Below are 16,994 nucleotides of genomic sequence, written 5' to 3' on the forward strand. Positions count from 1 at the left end.
ACGTCTTGCGCAGGCACGGTTTGGTGTTGGATCAAAGCCTGGACGACACGTAATCCATGCTCTCGCGAACGGACGCTTCGGGATCGGAAAGGTCGTGGACCTCATCGGCAAACGGCTCGAAGCTATAGGGGCCTTGGTAACCACCAGCGTTCATCGCCCTTATCTGAGCAATATTTTCCAATCGGTCTTTCGAATCTACAAGGACGCGATGCGCATCGAGCATATCGTTGACGTAGACATCCGAGTCCACGACACCCGAAATATGAACCAGACCAGTACGGTCGGGGAAAAACTCGGATTCGCCAGCCAGATGATGGTGAAACGTATCGTGCATCAGCTTGTAGACATCGCCGCCGTCCGCAGCATCGATGGCACGCAGTGCCTCCTTCTTGGTCCGAAGCGAGGAGATCGGGAAGCCGAGAGGCTCAACGAGACCGATCAGGCCGCGCTCCTGCAGGATGGGCTTCATGGCCTTTAGCGCGGCAACGAGATCATCGAACGAGATCTTGGTGCCATCGTTCAAGGGGCACATGACCAACGCTTTTGCACCGCTCGCAGCCGCGTAGTCCGCAAGGGCGGTCGCCTTGTTCGGCAGTTCGCCGGACCAGACGTTGAAGGGATAGAGAGCATTGATGGAAATGATGTCCACCCCTGCCTTCTGCGCCGCAGCCTTGACTTCGGCAGCCGGTATTGTGTTGACGATATCGGGAAGATCGTTGCGGATCTCGACCTCGGTCAGCCCGAGATTACGGGCTGCCGCGAAGAAGTCCACAAGCGAGAGCTTTGGCGCTGTGATGTGGTTGATGGCGAAACGCATGGCGGACCTCAGTTATAAAGAGCTGGACGAGCGGGAAGGTTGATGGCAATCGCCGCGCCTTCGGACTCCTGTGCCGTTACGCAGGCATCGGATGTGATGGCCGCGACATAACCGTCCCAGGAGTTTGGTCCGGACGCCGTACCCTTGGCAGCAGCCTTGATGAAATCTTGCAGTTCCACGTCATAGCTGGCGATGAAGCGATCTTTCCAGTCGGTTAGAATTTCGCTCTGCTTCTTGGCACCGAGACGCAGCGGGATCGCCATCGGATCGGGAAGGTTCGCAATACCGTCTTCGCCGACGACTTGGCACTGGATGTCATAGCCATAATGGCAGTTCACGAAAATCTCGACGTCGATGATCGTTCCCTTAGCGGTTTCCAGGATCACAATTTGCGGGTCGCGCAGTTTGGCGTGGCTACGCGCGGAAGACCTCGGAAAAAGCACTCTTGCCGAGACGTAGTCATCATCAAGCAACCAGCGCAGCACGTCGATTTCGTGGATCATCGTGTCATGGATGGCCATCGGCGTGACGTATTGCTCCGGCACGGCGGGATTACGGTGCGCAGCGTGAACCATGATCGGTGCACCGATCTGGGTCTCGACTGCATGCTTGAGGGCAACATATCCCGCATCATAGCGGCGCATGAAGCCAACCTGCACAAGCCGTTTTCCATGAGCAACTTCCGCATCGACGATACGTTTTGCACCCTCGGCGGTCGTCGCTAAGGGCTTTTCGCAAAAGCATGGCTTGCCAGCTTCAATCGCGGCAAGAACATACTGTTCGTGCGTCGCGCCCCACGAGGTGACGAGAACCGCGTCGACATCAGGCGAAGCGATGAGAGCCTCCCCTGTTTCGAAGACCGTTGCGTCTGGGGCTACGTCGTTCTTGACCGCCTCGGCCGAGGCTTTGTTGACGTCGCTGAGAGCAACGATGTTTGCGCCGCTAAGGACGTTATTGATGCGGCGAGCGTGGTCGCGCCCGATGGCACCCGTGCCGATGACACCGATTCTGACAGTCATTTCAAGCCTCATTCCAATATTTGGCGACGTAGCGCCGAGTTTCACCAAGCATAAAGCGCGCGCTTTCATCGACGCGGTCTTCCCATGCGAAAACGCAGTTTGAGAGAACGCCGTCGAATTTCATGTCCGCGAGAGTCGCGAACAACGTGTCGAAGTCGATCTCACCCTGGCCAAAATCGGTGTGCTGATGGACACGTACCTTCGAGCCTGGCGGATTGACGATGTAGCGGAGCTCAGACGACTTGTTGTGGTCGTAAGTGTCAGCCAACCTCACATGCACCAGATGACCTTCGGTGGCGCGCAGATTGGCGACCATGTCTGGCCCGTAGAAGAACGTATGTGGCGCGATGAACGACGCTTTCACGGACGGCGAATCGATCGTCTTGATGATATCGATGGCAGGCGCGATCTGTTCTATCCAGTCCTCAGGATGTGCCTCGAGCGAAAGGATCAGCCCCTCCTTTTCGAGAAGCGGCACGAGGACGTCCATGGCGCGGAAGAACTGTGCTTCGCAGGTTTCCGGCCGGTGCAAACCGGAACGATCGTTCAGGCTGCGCTCAGGCGAACCGCCGCGTCCGAACTCCGAAACGAGCATCGGGCAATCCATCTCAACCGCGATTTCGATGACACGCTTCCAGTTGTCGATCGCGTTGTCCCATTCATCCTGATAGGGGCTGGCCCAACGGTACATCGGCTGGAGCGTTGCGAGACCGACGCCATGGTCTTTCAAAGCCTTTTTGAAGGAGGCAATGCGCGACGGATAGACCTTTGGTCTCGTCCACCAGGACAGAAAATCGGGACGCGGTGACAGCTCGACGTAATCATATCCAAGATCTGCGACCTTCCGGCAGGTGTCTTCAAGCGACAGGTGCCGGAACATGTGTGGGTCAAGTGTATGTTTCATTGCAAACTCCCGTAGATAGACGATAGGTCTGAACCCTGCCGCATTACTTGTAGGTCGACATGTTGTCGGGCGTGACGAGTTCGAATGGCACCCAGAGCGTCTTCTCGACATTTTCTCCGGACGCCATTTTGGCGGCAGCCTGAACTGCCACCTCGCCCTGTTTTGTGGCATTCTGGTAGACGGTAATGTCGATATCGCCTGCCTTCATCGCCGCCAGGCCATCTGGCGTCGCATCGATACCGGCTATGACGACGTCCTTCATATCTACACCTGCAGTCTTCAAGGCCTGAACCGCGCCAATGGCCATCTCGTCATTGTTGGCAATCACCGCGTCGAATTTCACGCCAGCCGTGAGCCAGGAAGAAACCAGATCCTGCGCCTGCGTTCTGTTCCAGTTGGCGGTCTGCTTTTCGGCGACTTCGATCTTGCAGTGGGGAGCGGCAAAAACGTCCTCTACATCCTTGGTACGAACCAGAGCCGCATGATTTTCGAGTGGTCCCATCAGGATAACGGCCCGGCCCTTGCCGCCCATCAACTTACAGGCGGCCTGTGCCTGCATGGTGCCGGAATCAGTCTCATTGGATCCGACAAAGGCAGCGCCCGCGGGCAGACCGGAATCAAGTTCGGCCGGCGGGTGGTTCACATAGACGAGCGGAATCTTGGCGTCAGCCGCCGCCCGCGTAATCGCCGCTGTCGAGTCACCGTCAACGGCGTTGACGATGATCGCGTCGACCCCGTTTGCAATGAAATTCTGCACTTGGCTTAGCTGCTTTGCAGGGTCCAACTGTGCATCTTCCGCTACCAGATCGATGCTCCCGGTTTGCGCTGCTTCAGAGCGGATGCCGTTCAACAGGATCGTAAGGAACGGATTATCGAACGAAGTCATGCTAACCGCGACACGGGTCTCGGCCATGGCAGGCAGACCGACCAGGCAAAGCGCTGCCGTCATGAAAAGCTTTTTCATTGAATTTACTCACATATCTGGTCTTCGATTCCCACGCGGCATCACAGCAACGTGGATTGGTGCAAGTTACAGATTCAGGATTTCACCCGCTTGCGTTGCCTGTACATGTCAGCCACGACGGCTGCGACAATGATCACGCCCTTGAGCATTTCCTGGTAGTAGGCATCGAGGCGCAGGAATGTAAAACCGGAGATGATGACACCGAAGATGACCATCCCGATCAATGTTCCCACGACCGATCCCCGTCCGCCCGACAGCGACACACCCCCGATGACGGCCATTGCGATTGCATCGAGTTCGTAGCTGATGCCCATGCCTGCCTGGGCAGTAAGACCGCGTGAAGCCACGACGATCCCGGCCAGACCGGACAACAGACCAGCGACAGCATAGACTTTCACCGTATGACGCTCGACGTTAATACCGGATACGCGCGCGGCGTGCGAATTGGCTCCGATCGCATAGGTAAATTTACCATACCGCGTGTAGCGCAAGACAACGTGCATGACCGCTGCCACTGCCAGAAAAATCAGCACGGGCGCGAGACCCTTGCCGATCGCCGCAAAGCTATCGGTCGGAAAGCTGATGGGCTGGCCCTTGGTGTACCACTTGGCAAAGCCCCGCGCCGTCACCATCATGCCCAGTGTCGCAATAAACGCAGGAATTTTGGTATAGGCGATCAGCAGGCCATTGATCGCACCGCAAATAAGGCCGACAAGCAAACCGGCAGCAACCGGCACGACGACCGGGAGGTCGGTCAGGCCTGGATAAAGCGCTCTTTCATACGTACCGACCTGCGCCAAACTCATGGAGATCATCGCTGTTGCGCCGACGATGGAACCGGAGCTTAGATCAATGCCGTCTGAAATGATGACTTGCGTTACCCCGATTGCAATGATCCCGATAACCGAGACCTGCAAAATCATAATCGACAGACGCTGCGTGTTCCCCAGAAAGCTCTGTCCCTGCAGAATCCAGCCAAGAAGTTCGAACGTCAACGAGATGCCGACAAGGACAAGAAGGATTGTCAACTCGGACGGTAAGCGACGCCGTGCTGGCGCGTCTTGGGTACTGATCTGTGTCGTCGTATTCATAATGCAATATTCCTCCCACGGTGCACGATTAGCGCGCAGCTAGGTCCATTATCTTGACTTGAGTTGCTTCGGCGCGATCGAGAACACCAGCAACACGACCTTCATGCATGACGACGATCCGGTCACTCATTCCCAAGACCTCCGGAAGTTCCGACGAGATCATAAGCACGGCGACCCCCTCAGCCGCCAAACCGGTGATCAGTCGATGTATTTCCGCTTTCGCTCCCACATCGATGCCGCGCGTCGGCTCGTCGAGAATGAGGATGCGCGGCTTTGTCAGCAGCCATCGTGCAATCAGCAACTTCTGCTGGTTGCCGCCTGAAAGGTTCTCGACCGCCTCATAGAGGTTTGGGGTTTTTACTCGAAGCGTTGCCGCCATATCCTCGGCTAACTTGGTGACCGTCGACTGGTCGACAAATCCCGCCTTCACATGGGAACGCGTGATCAAAGCGGACTGGATGTTTTCAAGGCAATTCAGGATAAGAAAACAACCCGTTTCCTTGCGATCCTCTGTCAGGAAAGCAAGTCCCTGTGCCATCGCAGCGCTGGGACTGCCGATGCTGACCGGCTTGCCTTCAATCAGGATTTCACCCGTTTTTGCGGGCGTGACACCGAAAATGGCTTCGGCGACGTTCGATCGCTTGGAACCCACCAATCCCGCCAGACCCAGTATTTCGCCTCGTCTCAGCGTGAAGGAAATATCGTGGAAAACGCCAGGGATCGTAAGGTTCTTCACTTCAAGGATCACATCGCCAATAGGGCAATCGATCTTGGGGAACATATCGGTAATGTCTCGGCCAACCATCATGCGAATGATATCGTCGCGGTTAACATCCTTCGAAAAATGCGTGCCGACGTATTTTCCATCCCGGAAGACCGTAAACTCATCGGCAATCTCGAAGAGTTCATTCATTTTGTGTGTGATGTAAACGATACCAATACCGCGCTCGCGCAAGCTGCGGATGATGGAAAAGAGATGCTGTACTTCGCGATCGGTCAAGGCCGAGGTCGGTTCATCCATGATGAGGACAGACGACTCGTAGCTGACGGCGCGAGCAATCTCGACCATCTGCTTTTGAGCCACCGTCAACTCCGACACTTGCGAACGCGGATCGAGCGAGATGTTCAGGCGAGTGAAAAGCTCCTCCGTCATCTTTACCATTTTTGAATGGTCAATGAGACCGAAGCGGTTTTTGGGCTCTCGCCTTATCCAGATGTTTTCCGCCACGGTCATCCAGTTCATCAACTGAAGTTCCTGGTGGATCATCGCGATCCCCTGCTCGAGCGCATCGAGAGGCGACTGCAACACTGTCGGGACGCCTCGAATGCGGATTTCACCTGCGTCAGGCTGGTATATTCCAGCAATGATTTTCATGAGCGTCGATTTGCCTGCACCGTTTTCGCCCATGAGTGCATGCACCGTTCCGGGTCTAACACGCAGCTTGACGTTATCGAGTGCAACTACTCCTGGAAACTCTTTGCGAATTCCTTCGATCGAAAGCAGACCGTTGGCTTCGGTGGCATCGAGCACTTGCTTGATAGCCGCCGCTGTTGTGGGACTGACCATGGCTTATCCTCCGTCGCTCTGGCAAGGAAGAGAAGGCACAGCCTTCCCTCCGCTACGCAGAGTTATTTTAGTTCTTGGCCTGGTAGGTCTTGAGGTTTGCCGGAGTGACGAGTTCAAAAGGCACATAGCCCTTCTTCTCGATCGTCTCGCCGCCTGCAAGCTTAAGCGCAGCATCCACTGCGCCCTTGCCCTGCCCGGCAGCGTTCTGGAAGACGGTCACATCAAGATCGCCTGCAGCCACGGAAGCGAGGGCATCCTGTGTCGCGTCAATGCCTGCCACGACGACGGACTTCATATCCTTGCCCGCTGCTTTCAGCGACTGGATAGCGCCAATTGCCATCTCGTCGTTGTTGGCGATGACCGCATCGAACTGAACGCCAGCGGATAGCCAGTTGGTCATAAGATCGGCACCTTGGGTGCGCGACCAGTTAGCTGTCTGTTCTTCGACGATCTTGATGAAGTTGCAATCCGGCGTCGCAATCACGTCCTTGATGTCCTGGGTTCTCATGCGCGCTGCCTGGTTGGACAGTTCACCCATCATCACGACGGCTTTGGCTTCTTTCTTGCCGGCTTCCTTGAGAATGCGGCAGACTTCCTTGGTTTGAAGTGTTCCAGATTCCTTTTCGTCGGAAGCGACGAATGCCTGCTTTTCGGGAAGCTGGTCGACGTTGGCTGGCTGACGGTTGACGTAGACCAGTGGAATTCCAGCGGCGGCGGCGGCCTGCGAAATCGCAGCGGTTCCATCCGTGTCGACGGGGTTGACGATGATTGCGTCTACACCGGAGGCTACAAAATTCTGGACCTGGCTGAGCTGTTTGCCAACATCGTTTTGCGCATCTTCGACCTGAAGGGTAACACCCTGCTTTGTCTTTGCGTAATCCGTCATGCCATTTCGCAGCACGGTGAGAAAGTTATCGTCGAAAAGCGCCATGGAGACGCCGATTGTTTGCGCAGAAGCAGATGTCGCCAGCAGTGTTGCAAATGCCACGAGCATGAGATGTTTTTTCAATTTAAGTTCCTCCTCAAAAATACCAACGGTCACCATGGCTCTTCAGAAAGGCAGCACTCATCCTCCTCTCAACCGGTGGACCAGATGAAAATCGGGAACGAGAGCGATGCATTACTTATTGAGTTCTGGGCGACGGCCTCCTGTCTCCACCGTCACAAGGCACAATTGTCTGAGAGAGCGGATATGGTCAACCGTTCCGTAACGGCTTTACCTTTCAGCCATGATAGAAATAGACCAATAATGCCTGATATTATCTATCAAACTATCATAGGCTTTCAGGAACCCACAAATGAGCGGGAAAAAACCTCTGTCCTGGACTTTCCGCCATACCGTGTTCGATTGTGTGGATCATAGTGGAGATCAAATCACCGCATAATTCGCGCAGCGGAGTTTGGAAAACACCGGAAATCCTGCGCTCAAGCAAGGCCTGCCTTGATTGCGGGGTCAGCTCATTGACCAAACACGCTATCTGGTCGGACCGCGGACTTTGATTGAGTGCTTCAATGACACCTTCCATACCGCCGCCAATGCAATAAACTCCGACGAGATCAGGATGACGTGAAAGCGTATCCATCATCATCTCGTAGGTGAGTTGTCGCGTCTCTAGATTGATAAGTGCGTCCAACACCTGAAATTCCGGGGCAAATTCACGCATGTAAGCCCGAAAACCCATTTCTCTTAGAGAATGCCCGTGAAAACGGTGACCTCCTAGAAACAGTAGAACTTTGCCGGGGTTCGGCGAAAGTTTCGATATCATCCATGCTGCACTGCGGCCGACTTTCATGTTGTTCGTACCTAAATAGGCTTCCCGAACGCCTTGAGCTAGGTCCGTCAGGAGAGAGAAAGTAGGGATGCCTTTCGACTTCAAAGCTGAAACGGCGGCGGTCACATCGTGATGATCAGGACCGGTTGCTGCGATAGCAGATATTTTTCCCGACATGCCCAACATCATCTCCGACAACTCCGTCGGCTCACCCGTTTTAAGATACTGTATCGTGAGTTGGATGTGGCGATCCTTGACCGCTGCGGCGGCGAGTTGAAGTTCAGAGGCAAAAGATTGATAGAACTCCTGCCTTTCTTTGCGCAATATGATACCGAAGGAATACACCGGTAGATCAGCGAGCATCCTTTGCCTAATTATGTTGGTCGCGTGAAAGCTCAGACGCTCCGCGGCAGCGAACACTTTCTTTGATGTCTCTTCGCGAACAGGCAAGCGACCATTTAAGACGCGATCAACTGTCGCGACGCTGACACCAGCGGCTTTGGCAACATCTGATATTGTCGGACGCTTCATTCAGACCTCACTGGAATCAACTTTTATATTCTGCAATAATTGCATCAGACGATGAGGGCAATCAAATCATCTCGATGGTTTTTGCCTGTCACGAGAAACTGACTCGCTGAATGACGAACCTGGTGGTTGTCCTGCACACCGTCGCTGCAATAGGGCGGGGTGCGCTACCCAATGCTGAAGTTGTCAATCAACGCCCGTCTGCACTTACGCACTGGACAGATCGCTCGACATCGGTGGCCGTTTCGGTCGATATAAGCTGTAGTATCTTTTCGGCGCAGCAATGTGCTGCATGATCGTCATGCCAGCGAGAGTCGAGCGCTAGCGGTTGGTTATCGGCACTAACCGCAATGGGGCTCGAGTCGGTGGAATCAATACTGATACCCCTAATCGCAGCCGGGTCAAAACCCGGTCGCTGGCGTGCCTGCTTGAAGTCGGCTCTGACGGATGCAAGCCGAGCCAGAAATCGGCGGGGTTCTGACGCGCGATGTTGTGGTCGAGCGGATCGAGTAGGATGCCTGGGCTTCCTGTTTGATCCTCAATGACGCCTGCGCCGAATTCGTTTCGTAGTACACGCCTAAAGCGAACAGTCTAATTCCTCCATTCGTTGATCGTCAGAGAGATGCTCGATGGCTTGCGCGGCTCGAGTTGTGCAGAGGCGTTTCTCAACTGCCTCCAGCATCATCTCGCGGTCGCAGGCGTCGATCATGAAGGCGAGACGAATGACCACGCCATTCCAGCAGGTGGACCCCAGACCGTCGGAGCACCAGCGCAGATTAGAGCGCATGACCGTGACCTTGTCATCATGGATGCGGCCTTTGCGAACGGCCGTATGTTTCTCCAGCAACATGGCATAGTTGGTAGCAACCGTGATTTTTCACTGGAACTCGATATATCTGTTGATTTCGACACAGAACTGAGCCGGTCAGGCAGATAAGGGAGTGCGGATAAAAAGTTGGACTGCTTCATGATTTAAGGCCGAGGCTCTCACGATATTCGACGGGACTGAGCGATCGTGATGGGCTTCCAGTCGCGTGGATAGAAGAGTTCGGTTTTCAACCGGCCAAGAAGTCTTCGCAGGCGGCGTTGTCTTGCGAGCAACCCTGTCGGGGCATTGAACGAACCGGTTTCGCTTCGCTGATCGTGTTAGTCAGCCGGGTCACCGATAATGAGCTCCGCGAACCAACCGAGAACTGGTATCATTGATATGACTGATCCCCCTTTTTTTATCGTTCGTGCCTCTGAGGTGCAAAGCGTGCCAGTAACTGGATCATGCCCATCGCGCCCCACGTGATGGCGAATGACAGAATGACGAGTGCGGCAGGCTCATAGGCTTGTGCGACACCGACTTTTTGGATGTATGTCCCGAAGGCCGGGCGTGTAAGGAGGCTCGCCATCACGAATTCGCTGATGACGACGGCAAAGGTCAGGAACGCTCCCGACAGCACCGAAACAAGGATGTTGGGCAGGATGACCAGCCGGATCACGGTGATCGGACTGGCCCCCAAGATCGTGGCTGCATCCGTCAGCGTCCGCGCATCGATCGCTTGCAGCCCGCTATCGACCGCGCGATAGAAGTAGGGCAGCGACAGGGTCATGTAACCGCAAACGAGAAGTACATTTGAACCCATTTCCGTACTCGTCAACGGCAGGACCGACGACGACGAGAAGAGCCTCAGGTAGCCGAAGACAAGTACGATCGGCGGTACGACCAGTGGGAGCATCACGACGAGCTCAATCACCGGCTTCAACCAGGGCAATCGTAAACGGACGAAGTAGGCCATGGGAACAACCAGGACGACACCGAAGCTGATGGTGCATATGGCGATTACTGCCGAGTACCCCAAGGTCGCAAAGAATTCTGGATCGGAAAAGACGGAGCGGTAGGCGTCCAGCGAGTAGCCGTCTCGCCGGATGCTTAACGAGAATTCAGCAGTGCTGATCAGCGGCAGCAGGAAATAGATTCCGGCTACAGCGATCGCCGCCCAAAGTAGAAGACGTAGGACGGTCTTCATCGCATCCACCTTTCCGCACGTGCGCGCAAGACAAGATAGGCCGTGATAGCAAGTGCAACCACCAAGACCATGCACAGCGCGAGGGCGGCCCCCAGCTGTTCGTTGTGCAGCACGTCGCCGCGAATTTGCGCGTAGAGCAGGATCGGAACAATGTTCACCGCGTAGCCTGTCAATGCGTACGCGGTCGCAATGGCACCAAAGGCGTTGGCGAACAGAAGAGCAAGCGTTCCGAGCAGCGTCGGCCACAGCACCGGCAGGCCGATGTACAGCCAATACTGCCAGGCTGTGGCACCGAGCATCTCGGCCGCTTCCCTGCACTCCCGAGGGAGCCTGTCGACGGCGGGCATCATGATGGTGAGGGCAATGGGGACTTGAAAAAACAGGTAAGTGAGCACCAATCCAGAAAAGCTGGCAAGGTCAAAGCCGGACGCGTAGAGGTTGATGCCAAATACCTGTCTCAGTACTACAGTCACCAAACCCAGTCTGCCAAAGGTGGCGATAAACGCGAAGGCCAGCGGAACCCCCGAGAAATTCGACGCAACGCCGCAAAAAGTCATGATGATCGTTCTAGCCTTCCGGTTGCCGATACCGCGGCCCACGATCAAGGCGAGGCTCAGGCCAAGGAGCGCCCCGAGCACAGCTGTCGCCGCCGAAATTTCGATCGAAGTCAGGAAAGCGTTTGCGATTTCGGAGGTCGCGAGGTCTGCGAAGTTGGCCAGTGTGATACGGCCCTGCCGATCGACAAATGCATTGGCGAGCAATGCTACAGTCGGCATGATAATCATAACCGCCGCAAACACCAAGAAAGGCAGCGTGCCGACCAGCGCTGGCCAATCTGGACGGGGTATACGTGGTATTCGTCGTCGCTCTGACGGCTTTCCGGAGCGGGAGTGTCCCGCACCGGAGGTGATCTTATTCGACGTCTGGTCCAAGTTACTTGCTTCCTGCACCAACTGTCGCGGTCCATTCCTTAGCGATCACGTCGCTTGCCTCCACAAGATGCCCCAGCTCCGGGAAGACCAAGTTTGATCCAGTTTGTGGCAGCTTCGCCATCATCTCATCGGTGATTTTGCCCGATTCGCGCATCGCGTCAAAGCGGATCGGGTGGCATAGACCCTTGAGGAAGCCGCTTTGCCCCTCGTCAGAATACAAATACTCCATCCAGAGTTTGGCTGCGTTCGGGTGCGGCGCATATTTGCTGATGGCTTGCGCATAGACGCCGGCGACTGTTACGCCTTTCGGCACGATTGTGTCGAGGGGCGGGTTACCCTTAAAGTTCTGGTTATAGGTGATGCCGTTGAAGTCCCATCGCGTCGTGATCGGAGTTTCGCCTTTGGCGATCGACGACGCCGTCCCAAAGCCGGCAACAAGATTGCCAGCGTCCTTCAACTTACGATAGAACGCCAGACCGGCTCTAGCGGCTTCCGCCCCGGGCTGGGCACCGGTTGCCAGACCGGCAGCGTAGATGCTCAGGATCGCATTGTTGGCCGTGCGGGGATCGGCGGGGATCGATACGCTTTTCCGATAGGCGGGATCGAGAAGATCGGACCAGTCGCCAGGAGATTTTGTAACGATGTCCTTGTTGATGATGAAGGCCAGCACTCCATAGTAGTCGCCGTACCAATAGCCGTCAGGGTCTTTGACAACGTCTGGAATTTCGTCCCAGGTCTGCACTTTGTAAGGTTGCAGGAGGTCATCCTGTTTTGCGGTGGGGCCAAAGACGAGGCCAATGTCGATAACATCTGGGGCTTGCGGACCTTTATTGTCCATATTGGCCTTGATCGTTGCCAACTCTTCACCCGAACCAGCGTTCGGATTGAGTTCGTTCACGGTGAGGCCGTACTTGTCCTTGAAGCCTTGGATCAGTGCGCCGTAGCCGCACCAATCATGGGACACTGCGATCACGGTAAGCTGACCTTCGGCCTTTGCCGCCGCGACGAGTTCATCCATGCCTGCCGCTTGTGCGATGGAAGGCAGTCCGGTCAGGGACGCTACTCCATAATATGCCAGTCTCTTCCAGTTCATTTAAATTCCTTTCTTGAAACGCGGCGCGTTACTCCACCAGCAAGGCGTCGATCGCAAATCGGTATAGGCACGGCTGTTAACGGAAATGTGACATTACGAGGCTAAATTTGGTTTTAATTGATATTCCGAGATCGTGCAAGTCATTGACCGGTCGGAACAAACGCTTGAACAACCCATTAGCTTTTGCTGGATACAACGTCTCGCATCAAAAATACTATTGATTTCAGCAGTGCGACACATGTTTAAAGTCAATGCTGCCGTAGTGGATTGACAGGCAGCTTAGTCTCGATTAATCCACAAAACATCACACTATGAATACCCAGCGATACTTACACTCAGATTGTTTGGGAATGGGAGGGCCCGTGGCGAGAATACCGGCAGCAAGTCGCATTAAAGCCATTGCAGACCTTCTGGAAGCAGAAGATGGTGTCAGTATCGCTGCGATGGCCGAGCGGTACTCGGTTTCTATGGAGACCATTCGCCGTGATCTCGCGAGCTTGGAAAAGAACGGGCTTCTCACCCGCGTCCATGGGGGCGCAATACCGACGGCGCGGGCCGCGCCTATCTCGATGCGCGTCAACAGCCTGAGTAACCAAAAGGCCTCAATCGGGGAATTAGCGGCAAAGCTGGTCGGACGAGACGGGTGGATCTTCATGACGCACGGCAGTACGACCCTATCCGTCGCCAAAGCCTTGGACGAGGGCAGTCCGATGTCGGTTATGACCAACATGCCTGCTATCGCGGAGGCCTTGCATGGCGGTGTGAAACATCGTGTCACGTTGACGGGCGGAGAATACGACTACGCCGATGGGGCGCTTACTGGCCAACAGGTGCTGGACGCGATTTCTGAATGTGTTTTCGATACCGTGATCATCGCCGCATATGGCATCCATCCAGTGCATGGTTTGGTTGAGTCGGGAAAATACCTGCAGTACATGAAGCGCTTGCTCTTCCAGCGCAGCCACCGCCGTATTGTCGTCGCGGACCACAGCAAGTTCGGAGCACCCGGCTCCTATATCTCGGCACCACTTTCCGAAATCGGGACGATCGTCACAGATGAGCCCCCCCCGCGCGTTTTTGACGAAGCCTTCAACGAGGCTGGCGTTCGAGTGATCTATCCCACAACCGTTAAGGATTACAACAATGCCCAATGAGGTACGCCACGTCGTGGTCTTGGGGATCGACGGACTGCGACCGGATCTGGTCGATGACATAACGATGCCCAACCTTGTCGGCTTGGCGCGGGCCGGCACGTGGAGCACCCATCATAAGACGGTGTTTCCGAGCGAGACCCGCGGTGCGCTAACCGCCCTAGCAACAGGTTCTCCCGCTGAGACCAACGGGATCGCCGGAAATCAGTTCTATGTACGTGACGGGTTCCCTGAGCAAATATTCACCGAGACGACGCATGATTGGTACGCGGCCGATGAGCGGCTTGAAGGAAAGCTGGTTGAAGCGATTTCACTGTCGGAAACGCTCCACCGCGTTGGCAGACCCTTCGCGGTCATCGCGTCGAGCGGGCCCGGCGTCTTGCCCGCCCTGAACTGGAGAGGTGCCAAGCGCGATCAAGTCGGGTTTAATGTCCGCCATCCTCAGACGGCCCATCCGCATGCGTTTGCAGCGCGTGTCCACCGCTCGCTGAAGATTCCAGCAGGGGGTGTGTCCGCAGATGGCCCGAAGGCTGCTCTGAAGGTCTTCGAGCAGGAAGTATGGCCTTACAGCAAACCGGCAGTCAGCATCCTGTGGTGCACTGAAGTGGATAGCGCGGCGCATCTCTACGGACTGGGATCCGATCAGCTGCGCGAGAAGATGCAGCATTGCGATGAAGTCGTCGGCGCACTTATGGCTTGGCGCGAGGCGCAGCCCGAACGCGACAGCATTGCGCTTTTGGTGGTCTCCGACCATGGTCACGTCACGATCGGCGGTCTGGTTTCCGTCGCGGATTCTTTATGTGCAGCCGGGTTCAAGGCGGCTGCTTCATTCGCAGACCCGGCGACAGACATGCTGGTGCGACCAGGGCGTGCCGCCGGCATCTACCTGAGGAAAGACGATCCCATCTTGTTGCAAGAGGTGGCGAGCTTCATGACGGAGCAGGCATGGTTCGGTGGAGCCTTCAGCTGCGCGGTAGCGCCTGCGAGCAACCACGGTCGTGTCGAGGGAAGCTTGGCTTTGGAGCTACTCGGTGCCGGCGGTGCCCGTGCTCCCGATCTGTTCGTCCATCTCGGGAATACGGTGGACGATGACGTGGCCGGCGATATGGGTTCGGTGTATTACGATGCTGGAGACTATAATCTGCGCCCGGGCGGCGGCACCCACGGCGGTCTACATCGGGGCGAACTGTCTGCGGTTCTGGCCGGATACGGGGCAGGACTGGGACGAGGAAGGGTTTCCACGACGCCAAGTGCCATCACCGACATCGCGCCAACCATCCTGTCGCTGCTCGGTATTCCACAGCCTCGGACAATGACAGGCCGCGTGTTGCGGGAATTGACAATGGATGCGCCGGTCAAGATCGAGCCGGTGTCTGAAGAGTTCCGGTCCATCGGGACGCGGAAGGTGACAGCCTTATCTGGGATGAGGGTCATGGGGCACCTCTACATGAGCGAAGGCCGGATTGCTCGTGGCACTTAATCCTGTTTTTACTGCTCGTAGTGGTAGGAACGCAGCCTTTGCCAAAGGGATGCACGAGCTAGAGCGATAAGTAACAATCTTGATCTGCATTTTACCACCCTCAAAAAGTCAGAGGAGAGCCTTGCATCTCGATTTCCGTCGAGGACTAATCCGATAGAGCAAAGAAGGGACTCGGACGAAAACTTGGACCACCAGGAGGTCTGCGCATTGGTTGGATGGCTCGCGCACCGAGGTTTTAAGAGCCCCGGAAACAGGCGGCGCTTGAGCGCTGCCGCACTTATCACCGCTATATCTCAACGACGATAAGACGCTGGCTTATCCAGGTCGTTGGACTTTAAATGCATGGGTTCGAGAGTCTTTTCCGGAAACGAGGACTTCAATGGTCGGTCGATCCTGCCGTCCGGACTATCCGATTGGTTGAAGCAAGTCGCGGTCCTTGCTCTTTGCGGTGGAGAGGAATTGCCCACGAAGTATCCGATCGGCTACGTCTATGCCACCCGACGTGGCGGAATGAGCCGCTCGGTCATGAGCGCTGCCCCATCCATGAAACACCGCAACACCTTTGCGCCAGCGTCCGAGCGCGAATACATGAACTACCTCCTGGGTGGTCCAAGTTTCCGTCCGAATCTAGTTCTGTGCGCCTAACCAGCTTAGTTCCGTATGGTATCCTGGTCCTTCCACATGTGGAGGCATCTTACAATCAATGGACGTGAATAGTCGCAGGCTCCTTCGCTATCTTGCTCACCGGCATTACGGACGGTGTCGAGTATGCAGATAGTTTATCACCCCCCGAAAGTCGCTGAGGCCCTTCGACCCCAGCGCTTCACTTCATCACTGGCGCGATGTCAGATCATCGGGCAACTCGGCATTGTGGTAGTTGCGATAGATGTCGCGCAACACCTTATTGTCGAAATTGGTTTTGACCCATCCGTCGAGCCAGCCTTTCAGCGCGGTTTCACCCTTCGGAATCCCGATGCCAAGATTGGTTTCCTTCTGAGTGAACTTCACCTGCAAGGGATTACTCGTCATCTTCTTGTTGATCCCGTTGATGACCGCCGACTGGCTGGACAAGATATTGACTTGGCCCGAGACGACAGAAGTGATCAGTGTCGCGTCGTCCTCGAAGCGGACGACATCGGCACCCTTTGCCTTTGCCGTGATATCCTGGTCGTTGGTCGTCGCGCGGGTCACACCGACGCGCTTACCGTCGAGATCTGCATAATCCTTGATCGCGACGTCGGCCGGGCCAGCAACGACGAGAGCGAGCGTCGCGTAAGGGACCGAATAATCGATCGCCTTCTTGCGTTCCTCTGTGATGCCGAGCGAAGAAACCACCATGTCAGCCTTGCCCGTCTGTACCGAGGGAACGCGCGCAGCATTTGTGATTTCCACCAGTTCGAGCTCGACGCCCAGATCTTTGGCTATCAGCTTGGCGGTTTCGACGTCAGAGCCTGTCGGCTTCAGGTTTTCATCAACGAAGGAATATTCGGGGGTGCCCATCGCCACTGCGATTCGCACCTTGCCCGCCTTCTTGATATTATCAAGCACGTCGGCATTGGCGGCGGATGCAAAGGCCAGCAGGCCAGCTCCAGCGATAAGTGCCAGTTTCGAAATTATTCTTGTCGGCATATGAGACTCCTCTCTCGTTTACCTAATCCCGC

At 55.7% G+C, this 16,994-nt stretch carries 15 protein-coding genes and 2 pseudogenes; 3 read left to right on the plus strand and 14 right to left on the minus strand.

Annotated elements, in window-relative coordinates:
• Positions 1-31: 31 nt before the first annotated feature.
• The 13 genes and pseudogenes from ABUK73_RS20550 to ABUK73_RS20610 form a co-directional block, all read right to left on the minus strand.
• On the minus strand, positions 32-817 hold the full coding sequence (locus ABUK73_RS20550; protein WP_353578914.1) for a TIM barrel protein: 786 nt from the start codon (positions 815-817) through the stop codon (positions 32-34).
• Between the two features lie 8 nt (positions 818-825).
• Complete coding sequence (locus tag ABUK73_RS20555; RefSeq protein ID WP_042619139.1) at positions 826-1,836, minus strand: Gfo/Idh/MocA family protein; 1,011 nt, start codon at positions 1,834-1,836, stop codon at positions 826-828.
• A 1-nt stretch (position 1,837) separates the two neighbouring features.
• Entirely contained in the window at positions 1,838-2,740 is a 903-nt protein-coding gene (locus ABUK73_RS20560) for a sugar phosphate isomerase/epimerase family protein (protein ID WP_111838611.1), read from the minus strand.
• A gap of 43 nt (positions 2,741-2,783) precedes the next feature.
• Positions 2,784-3,704 carry a substrate-binding domain-containing protein gene (locus ABUK73_RS20565; protein WP_353578915.1) on the minus strand — a complete coding sequence of 307 codons (921 nt, stop codon included), beginning with the start codon at positions 3,702-3,704 and terminating at the stop codon, positions 2,784-2,786.
• Positions 3,705-3,778: 74 nt separating this feature from the next.
• On the minus strand, positions 3,779-4,795 hold the full coding sequence (locus ABUK73_RS20570) for an ABC transporter permease (protein ID WP_042619136.1): 1,017 nt from the start codon (positions 4,793-4,795) through the stop codon (positions 3,779-3,781).
• A gap of 28 nt (positions 4,796-4,823) precedes the next feature.
• Complete coding sequence (locus ABUK73_RS20575; protein WP_353578916.1) at positions 4,824-6,362, minus strand: sugar ABC transporter ATP-binding protein; 1,539 nt, start codon at positions 6,360-6,362, stop codon at positions 4,824-4,826.
• A gap of 67 nt (positions 6,363-6,429) precedes the next feature.
• Positions 6,430-7,356, minus strand: a complete 927-nt coding sequence (locus ABUK73_RS20580; RefSeq protein ID WP_416409523.1) for a sugar ABC transporter substrate-binding protein — start codon at positions 7,354-7,356, stop codon at positions 6,430-6,432.
• Between the two features lie 280 nt (positions 7,357-7,636).
• A complete protein-coding gene (locus tag ABUK73_RS20585; protein ID WP_077106977.1) occupies positions 7,637-8,665 on the minus strand; it encodes a substrate-binding domain-containing protein in 1,029 nt (342 codons plus the stop codon).
• 607 nt (positions 8,666-9,272) lie between these two features.
• Positions 9,273-9,521 (minus strand): annotated as a pseudogene (locus ABUK73_RS20590) (IS3-like element IS426 family transposase); the annotation flags it as partial.
• Between the two features lie 106 nt (positions 9,522-9,627).
• A pseudogene (locus ABUK73_RS20595) lies at positions 9,628-9,896 on the minus strand (IS3 family transposase); the annotation flags it as partial.
• Entirely contained in the window at positions 9,889-10,677 is a 789-nt protein-coding gene (locus ABUK73_RS20600; protein WP_077121732.1) for an ABC transporter permease, read from the minus strand. The gene ABUK73_RS20600 and the pseudogene ABUK73_RS20595, both read right to left, overlap by 8 nt.
• Entirely contained in the window at positions 10,674-11,462 is a 789-nt protein-coding gene (locus ABUK73_RS20605) for an ABC transporter permease (RefSeq protein ID WP_143239431.1), read from the minus strand. Before ABUK73_RS20605 ends, ABUK73_RS20600 begins: the two co-directional genes overlap by 4 nt.
• 148 nt (positions 11,463-11,610) lie before the next feature.
• Entirely contained in the window at positions 11,611-12,702 is a 1,092-nt protein-coding gene (locus ABUK73_RS20610; protein ID WP_353578917.1) for an ABC transporter substrate-binding protein, read from the minus strand.
• A 362-nt stretch (positions 12,703-13,064) separates the two neighbouring features.
• On the opposite strand from ABUK73_RS20610, the gene ABUK73_RS20615 reads away from it, so the two are divergent.
• The 3 genes from ABUK73_RS20615 to ABUK73_RS20625 all read left to right on the plus strand — a co-directional run bounded on the left by ABUK73_RS20615 (position 13,065) and on the right by ABUK73_RS20625 (position 15,978).
• Positions 13,065-13,856: a DeoR/GlpR family DNA-binding transcription regulator gene (locus ABUK73_RS20615; protein ID WP_353578918.1), complete on the plus strand. Its 792-nt coding sequence runs from the start codon at positions 13,065-13,067 to the stop codon at positions 13,854-13,856.
• Complete coding sequence (locus ABUK73_RS20620; RefSeq protein ID WP_353578919.1) at positions 13,846-15,333, plus strand: alkaline phosphatase family protein; 1,488 nt, start codon at positions 13,846-13,848, stop codon at positions 15,331-15,333. Before ABUK73_RS20615 ends, ABUK73_RS20620 begins: the two co-directional genes overlap by 11 nt.
• Positions 15,334-15,792: 459 nt before the next feature.
• Positions 15,793-15,978 (plus strand): hypothetical protein, encoded by a 186-nt coding sequence (locus ABUK73_RS20625; protein ID WP_353578920.1) that lies wholly within the window; start codon positions 15,793-15,795, stop codon positions 15,976-15,978.
• A 186-nt stretch (positions 15,979-16,164) separates the two neighbouring features.
• On the opposite strand, the gene ABUK73_RS20630 is transcribed toward ABUK73_RS20625, so the two are convergent.
• Positions 16,165-16,962 carry a transporter substrate-binding domain-containing protein gene (locus ABUK73_RS20630; protein ID WP_353578921.1) on the minus strand — a complete coding sequence of 266 codons (798 nt, stop codon included), beginning with the start codon at positions 16,960-16,962 and terminating at the stop codon, positions 16,165-16,167.
• Positions 16,963-16,994: the final 32 nt, after the last annotated feature.

Source organism: Agrobacterium vacciniicorymbosi, from assembly GCF_040427045.1.
Lineage (GTDB): Bacteria > Pseudomonadota > Alphaproteobacteria > Rhizobiales > Rhizobiaceae > Agrobacterium.